The following is an 11,384-nucleotide window of genomic DNA, read 5'->3' on the forward strand; positions in this document are numbered from 1 at the left end:
TCCAAAATTACCCATCATCTTTAATACAAAATTCTTAAAAGGGATTAAAGCAACTAAATGATGTATAGGAAATTGTTAAGTGTACTGGCACTGCTTATAATGCCAGGGGCTATCTTTGCCCAAAGTCAAGATACACTAAAAGAAGCTGTCATTGGTAGATCAGATACCACATTAAGGGCTACAAATGATTACAAGCCTAAAGTTACTGCCTTTATTATTCCCGCAGTGTTTATTGGTTATAGTGTGGTGTCGCTAGCTGGTGACAATGTGGTCAGGCGATTGGATTATACTACAAAAAATGAGTTGCAGGAAGACCATCCATTATTTGCTGCACATGCGGACGATTACATGCAGTTTACTCCGGCGGCAGCGGTTTACGGACTTAATTTAATGGGCATAAAGGGTAAAAATTCTTTACTCGATGCTACTGGAATATATGTTTTATCTTCTGCAATTATGGGCGGCAGTGTATCTGTGTTAAAGAAAGCTACACACAGGTTAAGACCTAATGGTTCTGGTTACAACTCTTTTCCTTCAGGACATACAGCCAATGCGTTTGCTGCAGCTGAATTTTTAAATCAGGAATATAAAGATGTTTCGCCATGGTATGGTTATGCGGGATATACTGTTGCGACAGCTACTAGTATCTTGAGGATGTACAACAATAAACACTGGGTTAGCGATGTTGTTGCTGGTGCTGGTTTTGGTATTCTTTCAACTAAATTATCATATTTTCTTTATCCTAAACTGAAAAGATTGATTACTGGAAAGGAGAATTTCAATTATACTGTTGCACCATCTTATCAGCAGCATACAATGGGATTTTCTTTAAGCGGTACTTTTTAAATTAGTAAAGCGTTTTTGTAAATAAAAAAAGAGAGGATGCTTCAAAATTCATCCTCTCTTTTTTATTATTCTACTCCTTTAACATTCATCTTTAAAGTGTGTATGGTCTTATGTGCTGTAATGAAAAGGATGTCCCTGTTCTTACCTCCGAAACAAACATTACTTGGCCCGTCAGGCACTTTTAATTCGGCAATCATTTTACCTTCAGGATTATATATATAGACACCAGGACCTAAAGTCAGGTATACATTACCTTTTTCATCAAGTGTCATTCCATCAGACCCTTTATTAATGATCAATTGCTTCCCTGTTAGTTCACCATTTTTTTCAATGGCGTATTTGTAGGTTTTTCCAGCATTAATGTCAGATACATATAAGTATTTACCATCAGGTGTTCCGACTATGCCATTTGGTTTTACTATGCCATCAGCCGCAACTTTTACCTTTTTACTGCCTTTAGCAAGGTAGTAAACGTCGTCACTTTTAAGATCTGGTGAAGTCCTTTTCCAGTAATCACGCTGGTAATATGGATCTGTGAAATACATATCTCCGTTTGGATGTATCCAAATATCGTTTGGTCCATTTAGTTGTTTGCCTTCCAGATCTTTTAAAATGATTTTTACTTTACCTGAAGGACTTATTGACCATAATTGGCCATACTCATCGGCACAGGTAATCAAATTTCCTTTTTTATCAAAATAGGTTCCATTAGCTCTTCCGGTTTTATCCAGGAAGATTGAGAGTTTACCATCTGTGTCATACTTCCATATCTTATCATTTGGTTGATCTGTAAAGAACACATTTCCGTTTTTATCGACTGAGCAGCCTTCTGTAAAACTGAAATCGGAAGATACAAGTTTCACATCATCTTCTGCAAAAAGATTACTTGGATGAGAGGTTAGGTTTTGTGCGGATAGATAAGACGACGAAACTGTAAGGAGGAGTGTGAGGATGTTGAAACGTGTAATTTTCATGTTCATTGTTATTTGGTTCGTTTTGTGTATTAAGGAAATGCCCAAGATAATAGAAATGTGCTTAAGTTTATTAGCCTAGGTTTTTTGGCGGATTAATATTAACCGATGTATGTTGACTATTGATTTTTTATCATCGCGTTTAAAATGTAGGGTTACAGCGTTCTTAAAGTCATCTAAATTAATGTCGCAGACATATGAATTTGGAAAAGATTCGCGTTTTTCAGCATAGAAAGAGAAAGGTTCACTTACTAGCTTTTGTCTTTGCCATACGGTGATTTCTGCACCATCAGTTGATTTTTCAACATCAGCATACAGTTTATAAGAACCTTTAGGGAGCTCACTAAGGTCTATTTTCACTTGACCACCATTTGTAGAATGTAAAACATTGCCATCTATTTTTACAGCGCCTCCAATAGTATATTGCATCAGTTGTGGATAGACCATAAGTGTATCTGGAATATATACTTTTGTTAAAGTCTGGGTAGGTAAAATAGAACCTTCATTAATTTGTTTCCCTGCGTAATAGAACGCCACTGACGTATAATCTCCTGGTTTGTTATTATTCTCAGGACCATGCTCCATAGTGTGTTTTATTTGCTTTTCGAAAGGCATTTTATCCGAAATGAAGAGTCTGTAGCCTCCGGTTCTGGCAAAAGGTAAAGAATAATCAAGTGAACCATGAAGTGGTAAACTCATTTTTCTATCCCAACGGTCAAGCAGTGCATACCAACCACCATTAAAGTAATCTTCTGATCCGGTTCCATGCATCCTCATTTCACCATCTATTGTGGTTACGTCGTCCCCCTCAAAGAATAAAGTCATTTCTGGAGTAAGGCCTTGAGCTTGGAGGATCGTGCCCACATAATGTCCCTTTCCTTTTCCTTCAAGAAATAAATGAGGCTGGCCAGGTTTAGTGTTTTTTTCAGGATTCCAAAAAGCGTAGAATTTACCTTCTTTTAAAGGATTGTATTTTCTATCCTCTACGTAAACGTCTGCTTCTATTTTTATAGGAGTTGATGCTGCCCCGCTGGCTGATTCAAGTAATATGAGCTCTATTTTTGCTTTTTGTTGAAATGGCATTGGGAAGTAGCAATAATTGATATCATCGGCTGAGCCTATTAATAGACTTTGCATAGATTCTTTTCCAAATGCATAACCAAAAAAGTCGGCTACAGGCATAAACAGGGCAGGGCGTTCATCATCCCAGCTCATTTTTATTAAAATATCCTTATTTAAACCCCTGAAAGAATCTGCATGATGTAATTTTATCCCAGTTATTCTACCTCCTTGATTTGCTTCCGCAATAATTACTGATTTGGAAGGTGTTAAGGTAGCTTCGGTATGGATCAATTTACCGAGTGGTTTTGTGATATTATTCCAGTCCTGACTAAGCGTTTTTAATGCTTCTTTTTCTTGTTCATTAAGATTAGGACTGAAATTTTTAACCTGATAGTTTTTTGGGTAGCTTCTGTATTGAATTTGATAGAATTCCATTTTTTTTCCTCTTGAAACTATCTTGCACCCATTTTTAAAGGAAATTGGAATGTAACTGAAATAACCGCCAAGCTCATTACCTGTTAGCGGGGAAATGAAAGGAAATGCTTTTCCTGAAAATAGATCTGAAAAACGAATTGAAAAACTTGGCTTTGTTGTCCCGCCGAAATAAAAATCAAGAATATCATTGTTTGGAGTTGGCGTCCAGATTCTATTAATCACACCATTTCCTTTTGCCTCAAATATTACTAGTGAACTGTCTGCATTTTTACGGATAAAGGAATATTTACCGCTAAATCCATCATCATTGTTACCTGTAGTATCGTATGATGAAAACTGTTTTACTTCTGTATTGTCCCAGTAAGAGGGTAAATCTTTTATAGAACTCAGTTTGCTTAATTCGGTGATTGTGTTTATTTGTTTCTCCTGGGCCGATAAATTTAGGGTTATACCACACAGGAATGCACATAAAGTGATTCTTTTCATTTGGTTAAATTAAATATTTTCTTTAATTATAAAAATTACATGAACCGAACATTTCAATCTACGCGGCAATTTTAATATTCTTATATTTGCTAATATTTGTAGTATTTCAATTAGTGTTATGAAAGTTACTGTACTCCCAATTATAGAATCTGAAGCCATTCCTGCTGCACCATTAGCTAAAGTGATGAATGAGAGATTGCGTCGTTTGGCTATGGAATTGAGGGATATCCACCTCAATGAATTGGAAACAATTGAACCTATGTTCGAAGATTTGGTAATCTATATTGGTTATAACACTAAATATAGTATTCGCTGGAAAATTGTAAATGATGTGCCATCTAAGATAGAAAGTATCGTAGCTGATCAATGTGCATTACTTGGATATATTAGATGGAAAACGCCAACCCTTAATAGTTTTCATGGTCGATAGACTATTTCATTAAGGGACAGGCAATTACTTCTTTCGTGTGATTTAATAATTAAATTTTTATACTTTAGGAGTAAATCATGATCATGAAATTCAAGCTGTTACTCTTCCTGTCTTTTTTCTTATTTATTCATTTGTGCTGCGTAAAAAAGAATTTAGTTCAATTGAAGCCCTATAAATTTTCCTCTAAATTCAATAAACCCACTCCTTTAAAACAGGTGCTTGGGATAAATGCCTTTGAATGGGATTTTCAGCATGGTAATAATCCAACTGTTGTAAATAATGAACTGCTTGCTGGTATGAAATCTTTTACTGCAATTCGTCATTATATGGATTGGGAAAAGTTAGAGCATAAGGAAGGAAGCTACAGTTTTAACCCTACAATTAGTGGAGGCTGGAATTATGATGCATTATATGAGACATGTAAATCTGAAGGAATTGATGTCTTGGCATGTCTCAAAACAATTCCAGCATGGTTGCAGGAAACATATCCTGTTGGAGAGCGTGATAATGAAAATGTTCCCGTACGCTACGGAAAAGATTTTTCAGACCCTCGTTCATATATCGAACAAGCTAAAGTGGGTTTTCAATTCGCTGCAAGATATGGTAGCAATTTAAATGTAGATACCAGTCTCTTGAGTGTTTACACAAAACCACGTTGGTATAACGATAAAATCAATGAAGTAAAAAAAGGGCTTAATCTTATAAAATATATTGAGTGTGATAATGAGCGTGATAAATGGTGGAAAGGGAAAAAAGCATATCAGAATGGCAGGCAATATGCCGCAAATCTCTCAGCATTTTATGATGGGCATATGAATACAATGGGGCCGGGAGTGGGTATTAAAAACGCAGACCCCAATATGAAGGTTGTTATGGCAGGCCTGGCTAAACCTGATGCAAATTATGTGCTGGAAATGATAAAGTGGTGTAAAGATAATCGTGGATATAGGGCTGATGGCTCTGTTAATTTGTGCTGGGATGTAATTAACTATCATTTGTATTCCGATGATGAAAATTCATCTCAAGGGAATAAAGCTACTCGTGGTTCTGCACCAGAACTATCAGGAGCAGATTCAATTGCGCAAACGTTTATGCAAGTCGCACATAAATACGCTAAAGATATGCCGGTATGGATGTCAGAAACAGGATATGATGTAAACCAGCAAAGTCCACTAAAAGCCATCCCTATTGGAAACAAAACGGCTCTTTTAACCCAGGCCGATTGGATATTGAGATCTGCTCTCTTGTATGTTAGAAATGGAATTTCTCGAGTATTCTTTTATCAAACCTATGATTATGATTTCGCTAATGGGGGACGATTCAGCTCTTCAGGGCTACTGAATAAAGATCATACCAGAAAACCTGCTGCTGACTATCTCTATCAGGTGAATAAGCTGCTTGGAAATTATAATTATTCTGGAACAATTAACTCTAACCCTTTAGTTGATAAGTATAGTTTTAATGGAAAACTGGCTTATGTATTAGTAAAGCCTTCTGAAAATGGCAGCAGCATTAAATACACACTAAATTTGAATACAATTAGTAATGCCCGGATTTACTATCCTACAGCTGGTCAGGACTCTATGAAAGTAGAGAATGTAAAGGTTACCAAAGGGAAGCTTCTGTTGAATGTTACTGAAACTCCAGTGTTTGTACTGCCTTATTAATCACCTAAGTAAGCATGTGGCTTTGGCGATAAAGTTTTGGTGTTTTCCCTGTAATCATTTTAAAGCTTTTATGAAATGAGGAAAAATTGTTAAAGCCAGATTCAAAGCATATTTGCTTAATATCCATTTTGTTCTCAAGGATTAATTTGCATGAATAACCAATTCTAATATCGACAAGGAATTTAGAAAATGTCTTTCCAGTGCGTGTTTTAAAGTAGCGGCAAAAGGAATTTGGAACCAAATCAGCAACTGAAGCAATTTCCTCCAATTGAATTTTCTTTCTGAAATTATTTAGGGCGAAGTTGTAAATGTTGTTCATGCGCTCATTTTCAGATTCTCTGTAATCGTACTTAAAACCTATAGAAGATAGCAGTGCAATCTGAGATAGATTTGAGATTGCTGTTAAACACTCAAGTAGGCTTATTATTTTAGCTATTCCATTGCTTTGATAGATCTTTTCAATGTATGGGGCGATTTCTATTGCATTCTGGTCATTTATTAGGATACCTCTTTTAGCTTTTTCAAGAATATCTTTAATGGGCTTGGTTTCAGGAAGGTGTAAAAAACGTTCGCCAATAAAATTATCGTAAAAATGAATTACTGTAGAATACGGCTCATTTGGAGAGGCATTGTCAAAATATGGAGGGTCGTATCGCCAGTAATGAGGCAAATCACTTCCAACCAAAACAATGTCGCCTGGAGCAAACCTTTTTATATTGTCACCAACAAACTGAGTTCCTGATCCTTTATGGAAATAGATCAATTCAATTTCAGAATGGTAATGCCATCTGTTATTGATGTTCGGGATCATGTCTTTTCTGACACTGAAAGAGTGATCCGCGCTGTTCGGTATTTTCAGATGCTGAGGTTTCATTTAAGCTATTATAGCTAAAATACTCATTAAAAAATCATATTAATAGTAATTATGTTAAAATAGCTTAATGAATGGATAAACATGTAATCTTTTTTTAAATCAAAAGAAGCTTCCTTTATAATGTCAACTATATAGTCATTTGATGTTATCTGTAAAAAAGGAATTTAAAAATAAAGATCTAATGCCCCCGGTAATTTTTGGTACAAGCAGCTTAGGTAATTTGTATCAGGAAATTGACTATGAAACAAAGAGAGATATAGTGAATGAATGCATCGAGCATTCATTTGATAAACCTTTATTTGATACTGCTGGTAAATATGGGGCAGGAATGGCTTTGGAAACTCTGGGTAGATGTTTGTCGGATTTAAGTGTTCATCCTGATGATGTGATCATTTGCAATAAGTTAGGTTGGTATCAAACCGAATTACTTACTCCAGAACCAACTTTTGAAAAGGGGGTTTGGGTGAATCTGAAAAATGATGCAGTGCAGAAGATTAGTTATGATGGTATTTTAGAATGTTTCAATCAAGGCAATCGGTTATTAGGCGTTTATTCGGCAAAAATGGTATCAGTTCATGATCCCGATGAATATTTGGCTACTGCATCGAATGAAATCGAAGAAAAGCAAAAGTACCATGATATTCTTGAGGCTTACCAGGCACTCGCTGATTTAAAAAAACAAAAGACAATAACTTCAATTGGTATTGGTGCTAAGAACTGGAAGGTAATTGAGCGTATTGCCAATGATGTGGATCTTGATTGGGTAATGATAGCTAATAGTTTGACTGTAAAATCGCACCCTGAAGACTTAATGGCGTTTATTGCTGATTTAAATAAAAAGAACATCACTGTTATTAATTCTGCTGTATTCAATGGAGGCTTCTTGATCGGTAGTGATTTTTATAACTATCAGAAAGTAGATAGAAACAGTATGAATGGTAAGGCGCTATATGAATGGAGAGATAGTTTTTTTAAATTATGTAATAGATTTAAAGTTAAGCCCGCCGAAGTGTGTTTCAGTTTTGGATTCAATGTAGAAGGGGTAAGTAGTATTGCTTTAAATACAACAAAGCCAGAAAAAATAAAAGAAAATGTAAATATGGTAAATAAAGAGGTCCCTTCAGATTTCTGGAAAGCCATGCAAGAAGAGCAATTGATCGCAATACCTATTATTAGATGAAAACATTAATTTGTAATACTCCTGGGGAGTTTGAATATAAAGAGGCTGTACTTCCTGCTTTAAAAACTGGATACACTTTGCTCAAGATTAAGGCAATTGGAATTTGTGGTACTGACTACCATGCTTATCAAGGTGTTCAGCCTTTCTTTAATTATCCCAGAATATTGGGGCATGAGATGGCTGCTGAAATTGTAGAAACATCTCTAACAAGTGGATTTAGCGTAGGAGACAAGGTTACAATAAGTCCATATTTTTATTGTGGAAATTGTATTGCATGTCGTAAGGGAAAAACAAATTGCTGTGAAACAATGAAGGTTTGTGGTGTGCATGTAGATGGCGCAATGAGTGAATACATTCTTGTCCCTGATTATTCATTAATAAACGGAGAAGGACTGAGTGAGGATGAATTGGTGCTTGTAGAGCCGTTCGCTATTGGTGCGCATGGCATTAGCCGGGCAAATGTTAGTAAAGGTGAATATGTTTTGGTTGTGGGTGCAGGACCTATTGGTTTAGGAACAATGGATTTCGCTAGAATAGCAGGCGCAGAGGTTATTGCATTAGATACTAACTCTCGAAGACTTGAGTTTTGTAGGGACAAATTAGGTGTAAAACACATCATAAATGCAGTTTTTGATGATGTTGTTGAGCAATTGAAATCGATAACCAATGGCGATATGCCTACAGTTGTTATAGATTGCACTGGTAATTTGAAAGCAATAAACAATGCATTTCAATACATGGCCCATGGTGCTCGTTTTGTATTAATAGGTTTGCAGAAGCAAGAAATAAGCTTTAGCCATCCAGAATTTCATAAGAGAGAAGCAACATTATTAAGTAGCCGGAATGCCTTGCCTGCCGATTTCAAGCATGTGATATCATGTATAAAAAACGGAGAGATAAGACCATTAGATTACATCACGCATAAATTAAATTTTGAAGAAGTAAAGGATAAATTTGCTAGCCTTATTGGCTCTGAAGATGGTTTAGTGAAGGCTGTTGTGGTTTTTGATTGATACTTAAAACGGATAAAGCATTACTAAACTCAGTAATGCTTTACCACTTTATCTTATAGAATTGCTATTATTTTGACTTGTTTTTTTGTTTGGAGATTTCTTTCTTAAGCTCCATTAACACATCAATATCCTTTTGTCTTATTTTTCCTTCTCTGTTAGGAGGGGTATTTAATATTAAGATATTGTTTTGGGCAGTTGCTATGTTATAATCCTGAACCAAGTTATCAATAGATTTATATGTAGTGTCTTTGGTATTGTAAAACCATTTTGAGCTTACGCATATGGTAGACTCCCAGGGCATGTAATAGTTCTCATTGTTATGAGAAAATACTTTAGGATCTGGTGTTGCTGGAAGGTACGGATCGCCTAATCTAAAATCACTTGGGAAATATCTAATAGGATAGCCCTCTTTCTGTTGATCAGGTAACACTGCGTGTTGGTCAGGATTACCAGGCGCACCTATCGTCCAGTTAATTCCTACTTGACATTGAGGCTCTTTTGATTTAATCGCTTTGTAAAGATCGGCTGCAGGCCATCTGGTGTTTGGTTTCTCCCAGCCTCCATCAAACCAAAACTCTACAATTTTAGTTTTATTTTTTTGAGCGATGGCAATCAATTCATTGATTTGATTTACCATATATTCATTATATGCTTTATCTAATGTCAGATCTTGAACTTTACCATTTTCATGCCTGTCCCATAAGGAATAATATAAGCCTAAACCTATGTTGTATTTTTTGCATGCTTTAGCCACCGCGTCTACAACGTTAGTTTTATTAGGTGAACTATTAACATCATAGGTTGTATATTTACTATCCCAAAGGCAGAAACCGTCATGGTGTTTGGTAATAAGAATTACATATTTCATTCCGGCATCTTTTGCGGTTTTAACCCATTGTTCTGCATCAATTGCTGAGGGATTATAGGAGCTTGGAGGCATAGTTCCGTCGGTCCATTCTTCATCATGGAAGGTATTAATTCCAAAATGAATGAACATACCGTATTTGCGATTTATTTGTTCTAATTGGTATTTTCCAGGTTTGGTAGAGGGGATAGGTGTTGTAATACCTTGCTGGGCTACAGATAATTTTGTTAGCACAAGGAGTACTAAAAATAAGAGAGATTTTTTTTTCATTGTGTGGGTTATGTTTTGGTTTGTTCTTATAATTTATTAAGCCTATTGTTTACTGATAAACAATAGGCTTAATAAATTGAAGGTAAAGAAACAAATTGGGAAACCCGAACTTTGGAGGTTACTTAAAATTGCGCAAACGTTTGTGTATAATGCTTTTAGTTTTTGTTTGATCTAACTTCTACTTTGTTGGCGTTAGGCTTTAAACTTTTTAGGTAAACATATATTGACTCAATATCGTTTGTGTTCATACCTGCATACATAGTCCAGGGCATTGGAGTGTTTAAGTCATTCTTGCCCATCTGTTGCGGTGTGTAAGTACTGTCAGTATATAGCTTAAATCTTTGCACGAAAGCTTCTTTGGTCCATGAGCCAATTCCATTTTGCTTATGCATTGTAATATTTGGAGAGGTTAAAGTTCCTAATGGTTGGATAAACTCCATTCCACCTCCAAATTCTGAACCAGAAACAATATTTCCCTTTTCACGCTTACTATGACAATCTACGCAGCCAGCTGCGTTTGCAATATATGCTCCATACTTGACGGTATCTTTTTCATTTGGAATTGTTTGGAAATTTGCTGGTTCTGGAAGTGTTTTGTTTATCAAATTAACAGGGAAGTTTAGTTTTGTTTCAGGAACTTCATTTTTTATAGGTTTAAGAGATCTAACATAGGCTATAATACTATAGATATCTTCTTTGTCCATTTTCCCGAAACGGGAATAGCCCATTAAAGAAAACAAAGCTTTACCGTCTTTGTTAACTCCAGTAGTTATTGCTCTTAGTATTTCACCGTCTGTCCAGTTTTCAAGTGAATGAGGCGTAATATTTGCAGAATAGATTTGACCGGGCATACCTGTATTTTCATCGAATATTTCTCCACCCATACCCATGGTTCCTGGTTTCATAGGGCCAGAATAGAGACTCCAGTCTCTTGAACTATGGCAATCCATACAGGCTGCTACATGGTTAGCAAGATATTCTCCTCTTTTTAACCTTTGAGGTGTTCTTTCTATATTTATTGATAATGGTTTGCCGGTATTTGGTAAAGCGAGATTTATATAGGTGCCTCCGGCAAGTGCAACAATTAATACAAAGAGGATAAGCAAACCTAATACTTTTAGTGTTTTTTTCATTTAGAACGTTTTATTATTTAGTGATCAATTTCTTTTTACCTTTCATTTGGCTATTTAGGGGCAGTGTAAAACTAACTAACTATACAGGAGTAAAATGATTCCATAACACCAATTGAAAGCCTTTTGATAAAAGTCTAATTTGGTTATTTCAT

General features: G+C 35.7%; 10 protein-coding genes. 5 read left to right on the plus strand and 5 right to left on the minus strand.

Annotated elements, in window-relative coordinates; genetic code table 11:
• Positions 1–57 precede the first annotated feature (57 nt).
• Positions 58–846 carry a phosphatase PAP2 family protein gene (locus J1905_RS04665; RefSeq protein ID WP_250317998.1) on the plus strand — a complete coding sequence of 263 codons (789 nt, stop codon included), beginning with the start codon at positions 58–60 and terminating at the stop codon, positions 844–846.
• A gap of 65 nt (positions 847–911) precedes the next feature.
• Here J1905_RS04665 and J1905_RS04670 read toward each other — a convergent pair whose 3' ends face one another.
• Together J1905_RS04670 and J1905_RS04675 are read right to left on the minus strand one after the other, a co-directional pair.
• Positions 912–1,820: an SMP-30/gluconolactonase/LRE family protein gene (locus J1905_RS04670; protein WP_250317999.1), complete on the minus strand. Its 909-nt coding sequence runs from the start codon at positions 1,818–1,820 to the stop codon at positions 912–914.
• 75 nt (positions 1,821–1,895) lie between these two features.
• A complete protein-coding gene (locus J1905_RS04675) occupies positions 1,896–3,800 on the minus strand; it encodes a glycoside hydrolase family 172 protein (protein WP_214226080.1) in 1,905 nt (634 codons plus the stop codon).
• Positions 3,801–3,918: 118 nt separating this feature from the next.
• On the opposite strand from J1905_RS04675, the gene J1905_RS04680 reads away from it, so the two are divergent.
• Together J1905_RS04680 and J1905_RS04685 are read left to right on the plus strand one after the other, a co-directional pair.
• Entirely contained in the window at positions 3,919–4,230 is a 312-nt protein-coding gene (locus J1905_RS04680) for a hypothetical protein (protein ID WP_214226081.1), read from the plus strand.
• Between the two features lie 83 nt (positions 4,231–4,313).
• Positions 4,314–5,897, plus strand: coding sequence for a hypothetical protein (locus J1905_RS04685; RefSeq protein ID WP_214226082.1), 1,584 nt, complete (start codon positions 4,314–4,316; stop codon positions 5,895–5,897).
• A gap of 4 nt (positions 5,898–5,901) precedes the next feature.
• Here the strand turns inward: J1905_RS04685 and J1905_RS04690 are convergent, their stop codons facing one another.
• Positions 5,902–6,771 carry an AraC family transcriptional regulator gene (locus J1905_RS04690; protein WP_214226083.1) on the minus strand — a complete coding sequence of 290 codons (870 nt, stop codon included), beginning with the start codon at positions 6,769–6,771 and terminating at the stop codon, positions 5,902–5,904.
• Positions 6,772–6,952: 181 nt separating this feature from the next.
• On the opposite strand from J1905_RS04690, the gene J1905_RS04695 reads away from it, so the two are divergent.
• Together J1905_RS04695 and J1905_RS04700 are read left to right on the plus strand one after the other, a co-directional pair.
• On the plus strand, positions 6,953–7,951 hold the full coding sequence (locus J1905_RS04695) for an aldo/keto reductase (RefSeq protein ID WP_250318000.1): 999 nt from the start codon (positions 6,953–6,955) through the stop codon (positions 7,949–7,951).
• A complete protein-coding gene (locus J1905_RS04700; RefSeq protein WP_214226085.1) occupies positions 7,948–8,964 on the plus strand; it encodes a zinc-binding alcohol dehydrogenase family protein in 1,017 nt (338 codons plus the stop codon). Before J1905_RS04695 ends, J1905_RS04700 begins: the two co-directional genes overlap by 4 nt.
• A gap of 67 nt (positions 8,965–9,031) precedes the next feature.
• On the opposite strand, the gene J1905_RS04705 is transcribed toward J1905_RS04700, so the two are convergent.
• Both J1905_RS04705 and J1905_RS04710 read right to left on the minus strand, forming a co-directional pair.
• Positions 9,032–10,099 carry an alpha-L-fucosidase gene (locus J1905_RS04705; protein WP_214226086.1) on the minus strand — a complete coding sequence of 356 codons (1,068 nt, stop codon included), beginning with the start codon at positions 10,097–10,099 and terminating at the stop codon, positions 9,032–9,034.
• Positions 10,100–10,254: 155 nt separating this feature from the next.
• Entirely contained in the window at positions 10,255–11,232 is a 978-nt protein-coding gene (locus J1905_RS04710; RefSeq protein ID WP_214226087.1) for a c-type cytochrome, read from the minus strand.
• Positions 11,233–11,384 lie beyond the last annotated feature (152 nt).

Source organism: Pedobacter sp. B4-66 (genome assembly GCF_018492665.1).
Classification (GTDB): domain Bacteria; phylum Bacteroidota; class Bacteroidia; order Sphingobacteriales; family Sphingobacteriaceae; genus Pedobacter.

Excerpts from the sequence above, each read along its gene's own strand:
- J1905_RS04705 (WP_214226086.1), bottom strand. The coding sequence starts at position 10,099 with ATGAAAAAAAAATCTCTCTTATTTTTAGTACTCCTTGTGCTAACAAAA.
- J1905_RS04690 (WP_214226083.1), bottom strand. The coding sequence starts at position 6,771 with ATGAAACCTCAGCATCTGAAAATACCGAACAGCGCGGATCACTCTTTC.
- J1905_RS04700 (WP_214226085.1), top strand. The coding sequence starts at position 7,948 with ATGAAAACATTAATTTGTAATACTCCTGGGGAGTTTGAATATAAAGAG.
- J1905_RS04685 (WP_214226082.1), top strand. The coding sequence starts at position 4,314 with ATGAAATTCAAGCTGTTACTCTTCCTGTCTTTTTTCTTATTTATTCAT.
- J1905_RS04665 (WP_250317998.1), top strand. The coding sequence starts at position 58 with ATGATGTATAGGAAATTGTTAAGTGTACTGGCACTGCTTATAATGCCA.
- J1905_RS04710 (WP_214226087.1), bottom strand. The coding sequence starts at position 11,232 with ATGAAAAAAACACTAAAAGTATTAGGTTTGCTTATCCTCTTTGTATTA.
- J1905_RS04675 (WP_214226080.1), bottom strand. The coding sequence starts at position 3,800 with ATGAAAAGAATCACTTTATGTGCATTCCTGTGTGGTATAACCCTAAAT.
- J1905_RS04695 (WP_250318000.1), top strand. The coding sequence starts at position 6,953 with ATGCCCCCGGTAATTTTTGGTACAAGCAGCTTAGGTAATTTGTATCAG.
- J1905_RS04670 (WP_250317999.1), bottom strand. The coding sequence starts at position 1,820 with ATGAAAATTACACGTTTCAACATCCTCACACTCCTCCTTACAGTTTCG.
- J1905_RS04680 (WP_214226081.1), top strand. The coding sequence starts at position 3,919 with ATGAAAGTTACTGTACTCCCAATTATAGAATCTGAAGCCATTCCTGCT.